The 17,889-nt window shown below is 47.4% G+C and carries 11 protein-coding genes; 3 read left to right on the forward strand and 8 right to left on the reverse strand.

Annotated features, from left to right (window positions below; genetic code table 11):
* Window positions 1-12: 12 nt before the first annotated feature.
* Window positions 13-2,313 carry a helix-turn-helix domain-containing protein gene (locus MKX68_RS05030; protein ID WP_340909641.1) on the forward strand — a complete coding sequence of 767 codons (2,301 nt, stop codon included), beginning with the start codon at window positions 13-15 and terminating at the stop codon, window positions 2,311-2,313.
* A 203-nt stretch (window positions 2,314-2,516) separates the two neighbouring features.
* On the opposite strand, the gene MKX68_RS05035 is transcribed toward MKX68_RS05030, so the two are convergent.
* From MKX68_RS05035 to MKX68_RS05070, 8 genes are all read right to left on the reverse strand, one after another.
* Window positions 2,517-3,563 (reverse strand): glycoside hydrolase family 18 protein, encoded by a 1,047-nt coding sequence (locus MKX68_RS05035; RefSeq protein WP_340909643.1) that lies wholly within the window; start codon window positions 3,561-3,563, stop codon window positions 2,517-2,519.
* Window positions 3,564-3,568: 5 nt separating this feature from the next.
* Window positions 3,569-6,202 carry a transglutaminase domain-containing protein gene (locus tag MKX68_RS05040; protein WP_340909645.1) on the reverse strand — a complete coding sequence of 878 codons (2,634 nt, stop codon included), beginning with the start codon at window positions 6,200-6,202 and terminating at the stop codon, window positions 3,569-3,571.
* Between the two features lie 7 nt (window positions 6,203-6,209).
* The gene (locus MKX68_RS05045) at window positions 6,210-7,232 is read right to left on the reverse strand and encodes a carbohydrate-binding family 9-like protein (protein ID WP_340909648.1); all 1,023 of its coding nucleotides are present in this window, start codon (window positions 7,230-7,232) and stop codon (window positions 6,210-6,212) included.
* Window positions 7,233-7,295: 63 nt separating this feature from the next.
* Window positions 7,296-8,582: an alpha-L-fucosidase gene (locus MKX68_RS05050; RefSeq protein ID WP_340909651.1), complete on the reverse strand. Its 1,287-nt coding sequence runs from the start codon at window positions 8,580-8,582 to the stop codon at window positions 7,296-7,298.
* Between the two features lie 107 nt (window positions 8,583-8,689).
* Window positions 8,690-10,285 carry an extracellular solute-binding protein gene (locus MKX68_RS05055; RefSeq protein WP_340909653.1) on the reverse strand — a complete coding sequence of 532 codons (1,596 nt, stop codon included), beginning with the start codon at window positions 10,283-10,285 and terminating at the stop codon, window positions 8,690-8,692.
* Between the two features lie 41 nt (window positions 10,286-10,326).
* Window positions 10,327-11,235: a carbohydrate ABC transporter permease gene (locus tag MKX68_RS05060; protein ID WP_036668765.1), complete on the reverse strand. Its 909-nt coding sequence runs from the start codon at window positions 11,233-11,235 to the stop codon at window positions 10,327-10,329.
* A gap of 15 nt (window positions 11,236-11,250) precedes the next feature.
* A complete protein-coding gene (locus MKX68_RS05065) occupies window positions 11,251-12,222 on the reverse strand; it encodes an ABC transporter permease (protein WP_340909656.1) in 972 nt (323 codons plus the stop codon).
* A gap of 824 nt (window positions 12,223-13,046) precedes the next feature.
* Window positions 13,047-13,970, reverse strand: a complete 924-nt coding sequence (locus MKX68_RS05070; RefSeq protein ID WP_076319033.1) for an S-layer homology domain-containing protein — start codon at window positions 13,968-13,970, stop codon at window positions 13,047-13,049.
* Between the two features lie 361 nt (window positions 13,971-14,331).
* Here MKX68_RS05070 and MKX68_RS05075 point away from each other — a divergent pair, with 361 nt between their 5' ends.
* Both MKX68_RS05075 and MKX68_RS05080 read left to right on the forward strand, forming a co-directional pair.
* Window positions 14,332-16,074 (forward strand): ABC transporter ATP-binding protein, encoded by a 1,743-nt coding sequence (locus MKX68_RS05075; protein WP_340909659.1) that lies wholly within the window; start codon window positions 14,332-14,334, stop codon window positions 16,072-16,074.
* Window positions 16,067-17,884 carry an ABC transporter ATP-binding protein gene (locus MKX68_RS05080; protein ID WP_340909662.1) on the forward strand — a complete coding sequence of 606 codons (1,818 nt, stop codon included), beginning with the start codon at window positions 16,067-16,069 and terminating at the stop codon, window positions 17,882-17,884. Before MKX68_RS05075 ends, MKX68_RS05080 begins: the two co-directional genes overlap by 8 nt.
* Window positions 17,885-17,889: the final 5 nt, after the last annotated feature.

Raw genomic sequence — 17,889 nt, forward strand, 5'->3', positions numbered from 1 at the left:
GAGGTTGCAGATATGAAATGGAATCACTTCAAGTCCAAGCTTCTGCTTAAGTACACACTATCCTATATCTCCATTTTCCTTATCCCTCTTGTTATATTAACCATCATTATTTATCACAATGCTGTAGACACGCTCCGTTCAGAGATTGAACAGACCAATGTCAATCAGCTCACTCAAGCCAAAACTGTCATCGATGATCGCATGAAGGAACTCCAAGACATCGCTTTTCGCATCGCCTACGATGAGCAGTTAACGCGGTATTGGACCCACCATCCGTACTATAGCCGGGAATCAATCGGCGCATTGGTCAAATATAAAGCCACCAGTTCCATTATCGATGAGTTATTCCTGTTCTTCCGCGGAGATGATAACATCTATTCTTCTCAAGGTTCTGAGAATCTGGATGTATTCACTGGCCGCTACAAATTTACTACTTGGAACAAAACAGACATGATCCGGGATTTGAATAACGTACAGTCCCCCACGATACGTCCAGCGGAGCAGGTCGTCCAAGGAACCAGAATACCCAATTCCATGCTAGCCTACCTTGTACCGATTGCACCTAACAATACGCCCGCCCATGGAACCGTCATGTACCTGATTCACGAGTCCAATCTGACGGGCCTAATTGATTCCATCCTCAGCGACTATCACGGGATGACTTATATTTTCGATAATTACGGGCAAGTACTGGCAGCCAATTACAAGGGAGAAATCATATCCGAACAGGAAGTTAACGCTCTGTTTGCTCTTGAACCCGGAACGCACAGCATCTCCTTAAATCAAGAACCACATTCGGTTGTATCCGTTAAATCGGATGCGGGTTGGACTTATGTAACCGCTATGCCCAGCAACCAATTTTTTAGCCGTATCGTTCATATTCGCACCTTTGTTGTTCTCGTTTTCTCCTTCATGGTGGTGATGGGCACGTTCCTCGCCATTATGTTGGCCCGAAGACAGTACCATCCGATTTCAGACTTAATGGAGTTCATTCGGTTGAAGAATGATCCTGATCCATCCTCCACCACCAACGAGCTGGAATGGATCAAGAAAACATTGCATGATTACAGTCAGCGCGTAGATCTTCAGGAACCGTATGCTCGCAATCATATTTTGCTCATGTTGCTGAAGCACGGTCACACCGGAGATTTCCCATCTGAGTTTACGGATAAGCTTGGCATACGCTTTAACCGATCCCATTATTTTGTCATGATCATGGGCTGGGAAATGCATGCTTTTCCTAACGGTGATAACCCCGAGCAACCTACTGTCATGCAGCTGATGAACGATGTGGAGCTGCCGGAGTTGTCTGCATATGCTTACGGCGTGGAGCTGCCACAAGCAGACCAATTGGCCCTTATCGTGGGATTCGATGCCGAAATAGAGCATGAAGGTAGACTGAATGCCCGTATGGAGCCTATTGTTGAAAAACTGCAATGGATGGTGACAGAACACACCGGGGTCGCGCCCGCAATTGGGATAGGCAATCGGTACATTTATCCGAAACAGCTGAATCAGTCCTACATTGAGGCCTCGACCGCTCTGGAAGCATCGATGCTGCATGGACAGGGCAGCAGTACATACTTTAACAACCTTTCCGGTTCCGATGTACAGGATTCTTCCTTCTGGGTTCCTAAGGATGTGTTATTAAAGCTGGTTCAGAGCTTAAAACAAGGCAGCTATGATGTGGCGGTTCAGATGGTGTCAACTGCGTTGAATACCCTGAAATCCGAAATGCCGTCTGTACCGCTGCTGCGTTGCATCTGCTTTGATATTCTGAATACAATGCTCAAAACCGCTTCGGAGCTTGGAATTCATCATGTGGTTGATCAACTTCCAAGGATCACTTCCTACGACTCGTTGGAGGATTTGGAGAAAAAACTGACAGGTCTTGCCGCCGAAATCTGCGCCCATGTCGAGGCAAAGAGTGAAACGGAAGAAAGCTCCCTGATGGATGAAATTGTTGCTTATATCGATGCCAATTTCTCTGATTATGATCTCAGTCTGGGTACGATTTCATCGAAATTCACGATCTCTTCATCCTATTTCAGTCGTTCTTTCAAAGAAAAGATCGGCATGAACTTTACCCAATATATCTGGCAGAAACGGATGGATGAGGTCATTCGACTACTGCTGCATACTACCGATCCGTTAAAAGATATCATCACGCGTGTCGGTTACCTGGATACACCAAACTTCATCCGAAAATTCAAAAAAGAGACGGGTTATACCCCAGGGCAATACCGTAAAATGCACCGTCCCAACGGCTCCGTCGATTCCCCTGATGATGATGACGAGGAATGTATTGGATAAAGGGATACATTGTCTCTGTGAATGGTTACATCTCAAAACAGTAAACAATGTATATGAGAGCGAATAACCGTGCCTGATTCATTAGACCAAAATAACGCAAACAAGGGGCCGTCCTATACGTCATGCTCATGACGTTAGGACGGCCCCTTCGTATGTTTTTAGTCCGTAGACATAATCGATCCGTCGGCTTCGACGTGCTTATCCTATTTCCCAGCTGGAAGAACCTTCAGCCCTTGATGTACTGCACCCAGCAAACGGTGAGTTGGATCACAGCCGTACTCCCAGAACATGATCCCGGCCAGACCTTGATCCTTTACGTATTCACATTTGCATTGAATCGATTCTTCATCATCATACGATATGAGGCTGGACCCATTAAACAGAAACGGTGCACAGGCTTCTTCATCCCAATAACGAGTGTAACCATTCTTGTTAATGTACTTCGCTTCCAGTTCGGCAAATGACGGACCGTAACCGCCTGTGCTGCCAGCCATTTGATGAAGCCCGTGGTTTCGGTCAGGAACCTCAGTCCAGATCCGTGAATAGAAGGCGGAACCGATCACAATTTTATCCTTCGGAACACCGGCGCGAACAAACAGGTTCACGGAAGCATCCGTACTAATTCGAAACAAATCTCCGGTGGGCGTGTACAGATTCGTATGATGTCCGGTCAGGACTTGAAAACCGCCACGCATATCATAGGTCATCAACTGCACGTAGTCCAAGTACTGCTGCACCTTAGCCATCTCTGTACCATCAACGTAGTATTGATCGGCCCCTGCCGCAATGGTGAGCAGATAATGACGACCATCCTCGGCTCCCTTGGCACTCAATGTCTCCCGGATCGTCTTGAGAAGCAAGGTGAAATTCCGTTTATCATCAGGGCTGGATGTAATATCGGCTTCACCGTAACAAGGATACTCCCAATCCAGATCGATCCCGTCAAAAGGATATTCCTCCAGCGCCCTAACCGCCGATGCAGCCATGCTCTCCCTCCCCGCCTGGGTTGAGGCGGCTTCGGAAAAACCGCCAGCGCTCCATCCGCCTACAGACAACAGCACTGTAAGATTCGGATGCTCCCGCTTGATGTGCTGGATCACATGGCCGTTTTTTAAATGCTCGGTGGTGATTGCATCATTCTTGACATGTCCGAAGGCTACGTTCAGATGTGTTAACTTCAAGAGATCCTCATGTGTCATGTCGGGAAGAACTGAATCAACAGCATAACCGGCAGCAATATATTTGGTCACTCTCTTCACTCCGATCCGTTCGATGATTGAGATATCGCAGCAGCAATCTGCAAGGCTTCCTTCCCGGTACCAATCTTGTACCCGGAAGCCAAATAACGAACTTGATGCTGAGTATCCAGCACAAACAGATGTGGATAACCCGCTTCGTGAGTTGCAGGCTTCGAAATGAAGCCGGACAAGGAAGCATAACTGGAATCTCGTACAAAAACCGTGCGTACAGGCAGTTTTGGATAATCAGCAGGGTCAAAGGCAGCGTTCCATTCCATATCTCCGATCATGAGTACGATGGGTATACCCAGCTTATCCAGCGGCTCTGCCAGCTCACACAGCTCACGAATCAGATGTTTCGTCGGTTCCCGCTCCGGTTCAATCCAGGCAGCAATGGCACCCTCCGATCCCAGAAGTTCCTCCAGTTCTACCTCTGAACCATCCAGACGGGTCAGTATACTTCCTGGTGCAAGTTTACCCAGTACAGGAATATCAAACTCAGTCTCGCGATAAGACAATACAACATCAGTTGTATCTCCGGCGTTCACGGTAAAGTAAACGAATCGTACTTTTGCCGTTCCATCTTTCAGACGAATGCCTGTCGTTAAGCGATAAGCTCCTGCCTCAACCTCATATAGCTCACTATAGACATCCGTACTGTAATAAGGATAAATCAACGTCTTGTAGACGCCATCTTCCAGACGGGCAAACGTAAAGTTCTCGAAATAGGATGCTTCAGGTGTATCCTGCGAAGCTTTTATATCCCTATGAAGTTGGAGCATTCCCCAGCTTGTGCTCTCCTGAGTTTGAGGTAAGGCGAGACTAAACACTGCATCCTCCCAGCCTCTGTCACTTAGATACTGTGGTTTCTGTGCGCTCGGATGTAATCGGGCCGGAATACCCAAACTGCGACATACAGCCACAAACAAAATATCCAGCGACTGAGAGTCTCCCTTCATTAGACTAAACGTCCCTATCGGATTCCCTTTACCTTTTAGATTAGGAAGATCTTCATAGTATTCGTATTCCTGTTCCAGCATTCGGGCAAGCGTCGCAGGATTTTCCCTGAACGTCACTACCTCCTCTGCCGAAAAGGCATTCTGGAATACACCTCGATAAGGGACCAGCATCTCATAGGAGATCCGCGGACACAGGATGTATCTCACAAACGTATCTTCCGCCCATGATCCTTGCTGCGAGAGTGCACCAATCAGATGATCGTCCAGCGTCTGGCGAAGGGTATCAATTAAATCTTTTTCATTCATCGACTCCAGCAACCGGAGCGGCCACTCACCGTATGGATTGGAACGTTCCTCTAGGAAAGCTGCAATTTCACGGCTGTTCCCCCGTGCCTTGCGGAGAACATCCCATACACGAACCGAGGGCAATCCAATCTTTTTAGCCAGCGAGACAGCTTCCTTCTCACTCAGGAACGTGTCCTCATACTCACTCCGGGTCTGCGCTCCTTCCTCCAGACGACGATTATGAATCTTAATCTTCTCTTCCGGTAATGCAAGCACGACCTCTCCCTCCCTTTCCGGAGGAGGAACCATATCGAAATCTACAATCCCTGTAGGCTGCTCTGATGAGTTCAGCACAAGCTCTATAACCTTGTTTTCCCGAGCCTTAAATAGGATCTCACTCCACTTGCCGCCGCTGACCGTACGAATCAAAAGGTCTCCACAGCCAGTCTTAAAGGTCGCTTCCCCTTGTGCGTCCGTCCTAATCTCGGCAATTGGATAAAATTCAGCTGTATTGTACAGCTCAAAACGGACACTCGCGCCGGGTACGGGCTCTCCCTGCTCATTTTTCACCTTCACATAGATGTTGCGTGTTGGCGCATAGTTTTCAAGCAAATTAATTTCCGTATATCCCTTTTCGGAAAGCGTAATATCCTCTGGTCCGGGATAGTCGGCATAGATTCTCGTATTAATCAGCATGGCCCTGCGGGCTGGAGGACTGAACCACCCTTGGTTCAGACGGGCTTCCGGCTCACATGCCCCGATGTAATACCATTGACCATCTGCCCAAGCTTCTACCCAAGCATGATTGCTGTCACAGTGAGCCCAACGCGGCGTATAGACCTGGCGGGCAGGTATGCCGATGCTGCGAAGAGCGGCCACCGCCAGCGTGGATTCTTCGCCGCATCGACCACGAGCATTGCGGATCATCGTCAGCGGTGATATCGTGCGCAGATCGCTGCCTATATAGGTCGCTTTTTCATGACACCAATAATTGGTCTCCAAAATGGCATCTGCCATGGATAAGTTATTAGTTCGCTTGGCTAATTCGTCATACAGTAAGCCGCGGTAATCTTCAATATTTTCCGTATTTATCCGATAAGGCAGCACAAAATGAAGAAACAAATGATCCGGAACACGTTCTCCCCATGACACACGTTTACGGGTGTCCAAAGCCCGGCGCACATGACTCAAGAACAAGTCCCCGTTATAATCAGCCATGTCGTTTACCGGCATATAGACATAGACATACTTCAATGCCCACGTCTCTTCTTGCGTTAGCTCCTGCTGAAAAATATGAAACAACTCCGATTTGCGAGCCTCTGCAAAACGTACCTTCTCCTGGAACTTCTGCTCGATCCTCTCCAATGACTGTGCATCAAGGGAAAATACCAAGGTTTGGCTGGTCATTGCGTTATCACTCCTTCCACAGCTTTCCGTCTTCCCGAATACAGATCAAGGCCGCTCCGTCCAAAGACGGCGCAGTAATCTGGAACAGGCTGCGAGTCGTTTCAATAACAGGCTCACAGCTCCACGATTCCTCACCCATAAGCAGCTTCACATCTTGGGTAAATTCACCATGCTTTTCATAATAATTACGTTCACGGTAATAAAGCTTGCGAAGCTCCCATTTGATTCGTTCGTCTTCAGGCAATTCAAATGACTGATCCGTTCCGTCATCCGAGAATACAACATAACCCCATAACTCCGGGTAATGCATGTTGATAATGCCCATAGGTGACCACACCCAGTTGTCCTCGGGATAAGGTTTACCCGTCTCTGGATTCAATACCTTGCGGTACTCATCGTCTTGCACTTCCGTCTGCCACTCCACACGCGAGAAGTTGACACGCCAGAATTCACCCGGCGCAGGTGGACGGTTTCCCTCGGCACATTCCTTTAGACTGGCCCAAGGAATCGCGACTTCCACGCACCATTTCCGGTTCTCTGCACCAGGTCTGTTCAGTTCCCCATCGATATATACGGCTGTCTTGAGACCGCTAATATCCCAACCGTTAACCGGAGGCCCACCATCCCGATACGGCTTCACTAATAACAGGTCCCATACCGTATTGAGCGCATTGATCTCGAACTCATAATATTGATGGGAATCCCCGTCGGGATCGATAAAAATCTCAAAGTCATTGTCATAAAAAATAACGGAATCACGTTCAGTCAGGGTAGCCCATATCTGATCTTCAATCAGCTCGGCAGCAAAATAGAAATAGTCGTCATCCCACAGCATTTTTACCCGTGTCTGTTTCTCTGGCTTCGGACGAAGATCACCTTCGATATCAACGAAATCATCTGTCCAATGGGCCGCATCCCAAAATGCCTTATCCACACGGCCATCTAACACCAGTGGTTCCTGCGCACGCTTGCATATATAATGTTTGGGAGCATACTCAATCCTGGGTTCTGGCACTCCACTTCGGTTCATGTCACTCTCTCCAATTCGTAAGGGAGGACATGCGTCTATCGGCACACGCCCTCCCCGTAATGGTTAGTTATGGGTGACAACGGCTCCAGAGCCGCCGTACATTTCCAGCTCCTCATTGAATTCGAGCTTAAGAACGGTCACCTGTTCATGTGTATCCTTCGAGGTCATCTTAATCCACGTTGTTCCCGGGATATTGAACCAAGGCACGCCCCCATGAATCTCATGATTAAGCTCTTTGCCCGAATGCAGCACGGTAATTTTCTTGATCGGATTGCAGAGCCCCTTGATGCACACATTCTCTTTTGGATCGTCATACACAAACAGGTACAGCGTCTTTCGATCCTCAGATACGGTGCTTCCCCCCAGATAATAGCGAGGCATAATGCCTTCACCCGTTCCGAAGACGGCCTCTTCATGGGTTCGAATCCATGCTCCCAGCCCAAGCAGAATATCCTCCTGCCTCTGATCGATGGTGCCATCTTCACGCGGACCGATATCCAGCAACATATTACCGCCCATCGATATACAATCACAGAACATCCGAATGATCTGATTCAGGGATTTATATTTATGATCGGTTGGCACATAACCCCAAGATGTGTTAATCGTGGTACAGAACTCCCAGGGTCCCTCCGGTCTTGTAATCGGAATGCCCTGCTCAGGCGTTTTGTAATCCCCATAACCTTGAAGGCGGGAGTTGATGATGATATCCGGGTTAAAAGATTGCAGATAATGCTTGAACTCCGGCAGATTCCACTGCTCGGCACTCCGTTCCCAGTCCCCATCAAACCACAGCAGATCCACCTTTCCGTAATTTGTTAAAATCTCTCTCAGTTGATGGTTATTGAATTGCAGGAACTTCTGCCACTTTGCCTGATCCTGAACGCCGTCCACAGGACTTGAATGCCGGTTGACACTACTGAGATCCTCCGGTACTTTTCCACCTTCATACACGCTAGGATAATCCGGGTGTGACCAATCAATGAGCGAGTAATACATCCCCAGATGAATGCCCTTTTCCCGAATCGCTTCCGCATATTCCCTCACAATGTCCCGATTGGCTGGAGTCTGTTTGACGACGTTGAGATCGCTATATTGCGTATCCCATAGAGCAACGCCATCATGATGCTTCGTTGTTAACACGGCATACCGGGCACCAGACTTCTCAATCAGGTCCGCCCACTTCTCTGCATTGAATTCCGATGCCGTAAAACCATCCAACTGTTTCATATATTCTTCATAGGATATCCTGCCATTATAGAAGGACCAGGATTCCGCTACCCCGTCCACCGCATAGATGCCATAGTGGATGAATATCCCCAGTTTGGCTTCTTGAAACCATTTCTGCATAACGGTTCACACCTCCCCCGAGAATTCTTATATGCGAAAAATTTAATGCAGCTAACATTATTGAAGCTAACTGCTGTCTTTTTGCATGGGATGTATCTCGATAGGCTTTATTGCCCCGAATTCCAGCGGTCATATGCCCCCTGATACAGTTCGATGACACGGTCACTGCCCATTTTCTTCATCTGTGCAATGTACTTATCCCAGTTCTCAAGTGGTTCCTGGCCGGTCACAAACTTCGCTTCCATCTGTTTAACGTACGTATCCAGATCAGACAATAGAGCGGTTGCTTCGCTTTGCTCTTCATTCGTCAAATAAACGTTAGGAAATGGTGCTTTTCCGATAGGTACCAACTTCTCTTGATTCTGCTGGTCAATCCACTCATCAAATTCGGTGCGTAGACCCTTCGCTACATCCGGATCATTAATACCCGGTGTCAAGATACCAAAGTTCGGCGTGATTTTACCCCGGTATTCCTCACGATCACCGCCGCCAGGAACGGGGAGCCACTCTTTCACGTGATTTTCCTTGTCTTTGAATTTCCACAACACACCTTCCGGACCTTGATTGAACAGAGTCGCACCTTCATAGCTGTATAAGTAATCGATCCATCGCATCGTCGCCTCGGGTGACGGGTTGCTGCTCGTAATAGCAAAAGTACCGCGAGCCGACATGCCCGGATGCTTGCCGTATACCGGAGAATCTGCCACCTCGCTCTTCACCGGTGTCATCAGCGGATGATCCGTGCTAGGCTCACCGCCGAGCGTGAAGTATGGATGGTAATCGTTGAACAGTGCAAGTTTGTTGCTTTCACCTTTTGCTTTTTTCTGATCACCTGTTTGAGAGAAGGTCTCATGATCCAGCAAGTCTTCCTTCCACAAGCGGTTCATGAATGTAAGATAACCTTTGTAACCTTCTTCTTGATAAGGGTAGTGAACTTTACCGTCCTTATCGGAATAGATGCCTTCGTTGTACATTCCCCAGAAGCCGAAGAAAAACATGCGAAGATCATCCAGTTTCACAGAAGTAAGCGGAATTTCATCTTGCTGGCCATTGCCATTAGGATCTTCTTCTTTTACACGCTTGAGATAGGTATACAATTCTTCCGTGGTCTTAGGCTCTTCTACGTTAAGTGCCTTCAAGAATTCCCCGTTGTACCACATTGGCCCTCTATACCACACAGCCGCTTTATCAATGAATGGGAGTGCATACATATGTCCATCTGGTGTTGTAAATGATTTGCGGACATCCGGGTTCTCATCGAGTATCTTTTTGATATTTGGTGCGTAACCTTCGTCAATGTATTTTTCCAACGGGATCAGGATGCCCTGGCTGCCATAAGTCACCTGTTCGGCTGGCTTGAGGTCCGCAGCATAGAACATATCCGGCAAGTCTCCGCTCGCGAAAACCAGATTTTTCTTCGTTTCAAAGCTGTCGATCGGTGAGAGCTGGTATTCCAGCTTGATGCCCGACAGTTTCTCCATTTCTTGCAGCACAGGCATCGTGCTCCAATCGGCTACACCCGCATCCTGGGACATGACCTTTAACGTTAGCGTTTTGTCTACAATGGGGAAACCTTCTTTTTTGACCCCCTCTACTTTGGAGGTCGTGCTTCCATCTTCATTGGTTGAACCACAAGCTGCAAGCAATGTTGCGAATAAGGTGAGACAGAGTGTAATGGATGAAGCCTTGCGAAGCTTTTTCATGACAGCAACTCCCCTTGTTTAATGTGGTATATGGATTAAGATCATCCCTTAACGGAACCGATCATAACACCCTGTACAAAGTAACGCTGAAGGAATGGATACACCGCAATGACCGGTAGGGTGGCAACAATAATGACAGCATATTTGACCAGTGCAGCGATCTCCGCTTTGGTGTTCATCGCCGTTGCTGAAGACGTATCGATAGCGCCTCCCCCCTGTGCCGCCATTTCCTGAAGCACCAGAATCTGGCGCAGAAAGAGCTGCAGTGGGTACTTGGAAGAATCATTCAGATAGATCATGGCACTGAAATAGCTGTTCCAGTGTCCGACTCCATAGAAGAGCGCCATCACTGCAATGATTGGCATGGAAAGCGGGAGCACAATCTTGATGAACAATCGAGTGTTAGTACACCCATCAATATGCGCCGCTTCCTGTAACTCCTTGGGAATGGTCGATTGGAAGAACGTCCGGCATACGATAATATTCCAGATGGATGCAGCCCCGGGCAGAATAAGTGCCCACATGCTGTTCACCATACCAAGATCCTTAACCAGCAGGTAACTCGGGACAAGCCCTCCGCCGAAGAACATCGTTACCATAAACATCGCCATGAAGAATCCGCGTCCCACAAAGTCCGAGCGGCTGAGCGCATAGGCTGCCGGTAGTGTAACAATCAGGTTAACGATGGTGCCTACAACGGTATAGATAATCGTATTTTTGTAACCAATCCAGATGTTGGTGTTCTCAAACACCCGAGCGTAACCTTCAAACGTAATCCCTTTTGGAAGTAGCCACATCTCACCGGAGGCTACATATTTGGGATCACTGATTGAAGCACTGATGATGTATAACAGTGGATACAGCACAATGACGAGCGCTACCGTCAGATAGATGTAATTGCACAATAAGAACAATTTATCACTTCTGCTTTCTTTCACAGCGGATGACATGTGTATTCCCTCCTTTTACCATAGGCTGTTTTCACTGGTACGGCGTGCAATCTGATTCACGGTAATAAGCAGAATCGCATTAACTACGGAGTTGAACAATCCCACCGCCGTAGAGAAACTGTACTGCGCATCGACCAGACCGGACCGATAGACAAATGTTGAGATGACATCGGACGAGCCCATATTCAGCGGATTTTGCAGCAGCAGGATTTTCTCGAATCCGACGCCCAGAATACTGCCCATATTGAGAATTAACAAGATGGTGATCGTAGGGATGATCGCTGGTATGTTAATATGCAAAATCCGTTTGAACCGGCTCGCACCATCCACCACAGCCGCTTCATGCAGTTGCGGGTCCACACCCGATAGAGCGGCAAGGTATATAATGGTGCCCCAGCCTGCACTTTGCCAGACTCCCGACAGTACATACACTGTCTTGAACCACGCAGGGTCCGTCAGGAATTGAGGTGACTGAAATCCAAGGGCCTGTACCAAATTGACAATCATGCCTGACGAGGGTGATAAAAAGGTAATGATCATCCCCGACATCACAACAACCGAAATGAAATGCGGTGCATACGTGACGGTCTGCACAGTACGCTTGAAGAAGGAATCCTTCACTTCATTGAACGCTAATGCCAGAATAATCGGCAGTGGAAAACCTATGGCCAGCTCATACAAGCTGATGCTAAGGGTATTCCATAATAAATCCCAGAAATAATACGAATTGAAGAAACGGATGAAATGATCGAATCCGACCCATGGGCTTCCTGTGACACCAAGCGTTGGGATAAAGTTTTTAAATGCAATTTGTATGCCGTACATCGGACCATAATGGAATATCAGAAAGTATAAAAAGGCTGGTGCAATAAACAGATACAACTCCCAGTTCCGAATCGCCCTTCTCCATAATTTATTTTTCTTACTGCTCGGATTGGTGTATACCGATAAGTTTTGCGATAAGGCGGACTTCCCATCTGGTTGCATCAGTTGTTTCCTCCTTTTTTGGTAACGCTTACATACCGAGTTTATGGTTCATTTCCTAATCCGTAAATATGCCATTTCAATCTTCACTTCTAAAATCACGGAATATACTGTTACAACGGGGGTTTACACTTTTGTTGCCAGCTTGTCATTGTCATTTCGGGGTTGTAAAACATGTAGAATTTGACCTATTTCCCTCCTATAGTTGTCATTGAGAGTTTCATTACATGAACTTGAAAGATGTCAGATCCAAACTTAGGTTAGAAAACAGACCTTAAAGTCAAAACCCACATATACGCATTGGACACGGTATTCAAGTCTACAAGCATCATACTGAATTCTAAGGATTGCAGGTTTCAAGGTTTTACCGATGTGATACAATGTGATATTATCTATCATACATCTCTCGCATACTACAAGCCTGTAATGGCTTGCCTTTATTCTATATTTCTCCTCCCTCTTTCGTATATATGTTGTTTTTATCTTGCCTGTAGGATACATAAACGCTTATAAATACTGGAAATATGAAGTCATATATGTAGATTTTGCACAAGGCGTAGAATCTGAAAACAGTAGATATTTCAGAAAAGACCATTAAAAAAAGCCATTCCGCTAACACGAAATGGCTTTACAACCTAAGCAGATATCCATTTCATTCATAAATAATGACATAATTAATTACACTACATGTAATATAAATGATCATATAAAAACCTGTGTACAGTTTCAACTCAAATAAAAAACCACTCTCCATACATGCATGGAGAGTGGTTTTGAAGATTCACATCCGTTTTAACCATGTTCAGTTTATAGGGTTTGCAGTGAATTTACTTACCAGAAGGTTGAGCTTCTGCTGTATACCCTGTTGGGATATCCGTTTCTGCAGTCACATTTGTGATAACCATCGGATACATCATGTCTGGATCAGGTTGAATAATGGAATAGAGCACGATCGCACGTCCATCCTTCTCCAATTTCACATCATCAATCTTCAATCCATAACCAGGGTGCGGCATTTCAGCACTGAGTTTAACTTTGGTTGTTTTGTCATCAACCTTCGTCGTTGTTACTTCAGGTACAATCGCTTGTTGGCCTTCACCTGGAGTAGTTGGAGCTGGCTCTGTCGAGCCGCCATTGCCGTGTTTATCCACAAATTCAAGTGCATTGAAGATCATGCTTGCAGCCTCCATACGGGTAAGCGACTGATCTGGACGGAAGTTACCGTCCTTATCCAGTTCAATGATGTTCATGTTCAGCAAGTTCTGGACTGCAGATATGGCGTCCTTACCGATTTTATTTTCGTCCTTAACAAGATTATACTTCATGATGACCGGATAATTCCCGGTTGTGTTAATGCCTTCATGCAGCAAAATAACAAATTGCTCGCGTGTCATCTTGCCTTGGGGATTCAATTCTACCGGAATGGACAGTCCATTCTGAGTAGCGGCCTGCACTGCATCGGCATACCACGTATCCGGACTGATTTTATTCTGAGCGGATGCTTCCGCAAATTCATTTTTCAGACCAAATGCGTTCACAATCAGTTGAACACCCTGTGGCTCGGACAATGCGAGATCTGGACGGAACAGATCCGCTGTTACTCCGCTAACAATGCCTTTTGATTTCAATGAATCCACAATCGACTTCTGACCTTCATCCTTCACATCTGTGAAAGCAAATACCGATGCACCTCCTGCTGTCAAAGAAACGCAGAGCGCAAGTGTTGCAGCCAAACCTTTTTTATGTTTCATTTCCTGGCACCTCCATATGATTAGTAAAGCCTATTTTTTACCTCTTCATTCCTACAGACGGGGTATCCCTAGAAAATGTTTCAGTAATTTCGACATCTGGTGAATACAACACAGGAACACGGCATAGAGCTCCTTTCCGACGTCGCTAATCCGATCACCTGCTTTTTGCTAACTGGCTTCGTTGACATCCCATCGGATTAGCGCAAAAATAAGAATAGAGAAATCTATCGGATGACGGATAAACAACGAACTAGATCGCATACAGTAAGAGGGCACGACGCGCTAATAACAGGTGTCGGCCCTTTTCTTGACTTCACCTGCCTGAACTGACTTCACCTATAACAAAAGGAGAACAACGCTTATGTCCAAGAAAGGATTACTTCGCGGTTATGTTGTGTCGAACTGGCCTGTTTATCTGGTTGCTGTTCTTCTGATTATCGCCTCCAATGTCGGGCAAGCATCCTTGCCCCGGATACTCGGCAGCTTCACGGATCAGTTGATGCAGAACACGCTTCAGATGCAGACGGTCGTAAGGTACAGCCTGTCTCTTATGGCTATTGCCATCGGGTATAATCTGCTGTTCGGTACCGGGCAATTCATGATTATGAAGCTCGGTCGACGCTTCGAATTCATGACGCGTGAGCGTATATTTAGTAAGTTTTCCGAACTTAGCGAACATTATTTCTCCAAACAGGGGAACGGAAAGCTGCTCAGTTATGTCATGAATGACGTTACTTCCGTACGTGAAGCGATATCTAATGGCGTGACACTCATGACCAATGCCACCTTCCTGCTGTTGTCCTGCATTGTCATGATGCTGCTTAGCGGGATTCCGTTGACGCTCATTCTAATCAGTGTTGTTCCTTTGCTGGCGATTCCATTTCTGGTCGTGTTTTTTGGTCCGCGGATTCGCAAGCGCTCTCGCGACGTGCAGGAAGCTCTTGCAACCATGACGGAATCAGCAGAAGAGCAGCTGGGTGGCATACGCGTAACCAAGACGTTTGCCATTGAAGACAGTGCTCGTGCACGCTTTGGAACTACCGTCGATGCAATCAAGAGCAAACAGCTTCGACTGGTTCGTCTGTCTTCCTTGTTTCAAGCCTTGCTACCACTGCTGGGAGCCATCTCATTGGTCGTTTCTCTGCTTGTTGGAGGTATTATGACCATGCAGAATTCTATTACACTCGGGAGTTTTGTCGCCTTAACCTTATATCTGCGCATTATCATGGGACCGCTTCAACAGATCGGCAATGTTATTAATACCGTTCAGCGCTCAGGCGCATCACTGGAGCGGGTGAATGACCTGCTCAGCGAAGTAGCGGATGTACGTGAACTTCCTGAAGCGACAGCGCTCCAAACCGTACAAGACATCACGATGGAGAATCTAACCTTCTCCTATCCTGGCAGTTCATCTCCTGCTCTCAAAAACATTCAACTCAATATCCGTGCCGGGCGAACGGTCGGTATTGTAGGCAAGACCGGCTCAGGTAAAAGTACCCTCGTTAAGCTATTGCTGCGTACATATGAACCACCTGAAGGAACGATTCGCATCAATGGTACCGATATTCGGCAGCTGTCGCTGGAAAGTCTAAGATCGCGCATCGCCTATGTCCCTCAGGATGGATTCCTGTTTAGTACCACCATCCGGGATAACATCGCATTCAGCGACCGGGAAGTATCGCTGGATACAGTGGAACATAGTGCACGGCAAGCCATGATCTATGACAATATTGTCCGTTTTCCCGATCGCTTTGATACACTGCTTGGCGAACGTGGACTCACCCTGTCTGGTGGACAGCGTCAGCGAACGAGCCTGGCAAGAGGACTGATCAAACAAGCACAGTTACTTATTCTGGATGACAGTATGAGCGCGGTTGATGCCGTCACCGAGAGTGGTATTCTGCGCAGTTTGCGCGAAATCGGCAAGGGCAAGACTACATTAATCATCTCTCATCGCATCAGCGCGGTCCGTCATGCGGACGATATTATCGTTCTGGATGAAGGGCGAGTCGCTGAGCAGGGAACACATGCTCAGCTGATGGCTGCCAAGGGGTTATATGCGGCCACCTACCGTTTGCAGGAGGAGGGATTACATCATGTCTAACGCTAACGCTGAACTTCGCCCAGACGCAGAGGCCGATCAGAGTAAACGAACTTCATTTAAGGCGATGATGGCATACGCCAAACCCCATAAATGGGCTTTTGCTGGTATCTTCTTCTGTTCACTTCTTGGCATATCGGCAGATCTGCTGCAACCCTATCTGGTGAAGATCGCCATCGATGATCATCTGGCCGTGGGCCAGACCAGTGTGGGCTTTCTCGTTCAGCTCGCAGCCATCTTTCTCGGGCTGGCTGTCATCAGTTTTATTTTTACCTATATCCAGAATAATCTGTTGCAGCATGTGGGACAGAACATTGTATCCCGGATCCGAAAGGACCTGTTCAAGCATATATCCAAAATGTCCATGTCCTTCTTTGACCGTTTTCATATCGGCAGTCTGGTCACGAACGTATCCAGTGATACGGAGACCATCAGCAGCTTTTTCACTCAAGTACTGCTCAGTCTGATTCGAGATGGTATGATGCTGGTGCTCATTATCGTCTTTATGTTCCAGCTTGATCCTGTACTGGCGAGTTACTCTCTGATCGTCTTGCCTGTCATTGCGGTTGTTGCGGTGTTATTCCGTAGTCGACTGCGGAAAGCTTATCAAAATGCTCGTACCCGGCTTTCCCGTCTGATCGCTTTTACGGCGGAGAACCTGTCCGGCATGTTCCTGATTCAGGCTTTTCACCAGGAAGAAGAACAGAAGAAACGTTTCTCGGAACAAAATGCGCTTCATCTGAAAGCCAACATTGCTCAAGCCCGCTCCAATGTCATATTCAACCGGACGTTTGATATCCTTGGCAATGCGGCACTGGTCATGATGGTCTGGCTTGGAGGTCGCGCCGTACTGGGTGAGTCCCTGCAAGTCGGGGTATTGTATGCGTTTATCAGCTATATCCGTCAGTTCTTTCAACCGATTAACCAGATTACGATGCAATGGAATACATTCCAGTCCACGACCGTATCGATGGATCGCATCTGGAACATTCTGAATACACGGCCTGAAGTTGCTGATCCCAAACCCGGGATGGCCTCCTCGCTTGAACCACAAAATGTGATGGGCCAGATTGATTTTAATGATGTGTCGTTTGGTTATCGGGCAGATCGGCCCCTGATCCAACATATGAACCTGCACCTCTATCCGGGTGAAATGGTAGGTATCGTGGGCACAACAGGCGCTGGCAAAAGCACACTGATCTCCCTACTCAATCGCTTCTATGATGTAAACAAGGGCAGTATTGAGATTGATGGTACCGATATTCGGTATCTGCCGCAGGCTAAGCTTCATCGGATCGTGGGTCTGATTCAACAGGAACCCTTCCTGTTCTCCGGTTCCATCATTGATAATGTGAGAATGTTTCGTGAGGATATTACGCGAGAGCAGGCGATTGAGGCCTGCCGGTTTGTCGGAGCACATGCCATGATTTCACGTTTGCCTCAAGGATATGATACGCATCTATCCGAACGCGGAAGCGGACTATCCGCCGGGGAGCGGCAGTTGATCTCCTTTGCCCGGATCGTGGTGTTCCAGCCCCGAGTGCTCATCCTGGATGAGGCAACCGCCAATCTGGACTCACACACGGAACAGCTTGTGCAGCAGGCGCTGGAATCGGTATCCCAGGGACGCACCACCATTGTTATTGCCCATCGTCTGTCCACGGTGATGCATGCCGATCGAATTCTAGTGATGGAGAATGGTGAGATTGTGGAGGAAGGCCCGCACAAGGAACTAATCGCAGCCAAAGGTGTGTATGCCGACTTGTACACCCATGCGCGTGATGCAGGTAAAAATTCAGCTATATCAGGGTAATGAAC

The organism is Paenibacillus sp. FSL M8-0212, assembly GCF_038004645.1.
Lineage (GTDB): Bacteria > Bacillota > Bacilli > Paenibacillales > Paenibacillaceae > Paenibacillus.

What these genes read in the sequence shown, in the direction of transcription:
- MKX68_RS05040 (WP_340909645.1), bottom strand. Translation starts at nt 6,202, where the DNA reads ATGACCAGCCAAACCTTGGTATTTTCCCTTGATGCACAGTCATTGGAG.
- MKX68_RS05030 (WP_340909641.1), top strand. Translation starts at nt 13, where the DNA reads ATGAAATGGAATCACTTCAAGTCCAAGCTTCTGCTTAAGTACACACTA.
- MKX68_RS05065 (WP_340909656.1), bottom strand. Translation starts at nt 12,222, where the DNA reads ATGCAACCAGATGGGAAGTCCGCCTTATCGCAAAACTTATCGGTATAC.
- MKX68_RS05070 (WP_076319033.1), bottom strand. Translation starts at nt 13,970, where the DNA reads ATGAAACATAAAAAAGGTTTGGCTGCAACACTTGCGCTCTGCGTTTCT.
- MKX68_RS05080 (WP_340909662.1), top strand. Translation starts at nt 16,067, where the DNA reads ATGTCTAACGCTAACGCTGAACTTCGCCCAGACGCAGAGGCCGATCAG.
- MKX68_RS05075 (WP_340909659.1), top strand. Translation starts at nt 14,332, where the DNA reads ATGTCCAAGAAAGGATTACTTCGCGGTTATGTTGTGTCGAACTGGCCT.
- MKX68_RS05050 (WP_340909651.1), bottom strand. Translation starts at nt 8,582, where the DNA reads ATGCAGAAATGGTTTCAAGAAGCCAAACTGGGGATATTCATCCACTAT.
- MKX68_RS05055 (WP_340909653.1), bottom strand. Translation starts at nt 10,285, where the DNA reads ATGAAAAAGCTTCGCAAGGCTTCATCCATTACACTCTGTCTCACCTTA.
- MKX68_RS05045 (WP_340909648.1), bottom strand. Translation starts at nt 7,232, where the DNA reads ATGAACCGAAGTGGAGTGCCAGAACCCAGGATTGAGTATGCTCCCAAA.
- MKX68_RS05060 (WP_036668765.1), bottom strand. Translation starts at nt 11,235, where the DNA reads ATGTCATCCGCTGTGAAAGAAAGCAGAAGTGATAAATTGTTCTTATTG.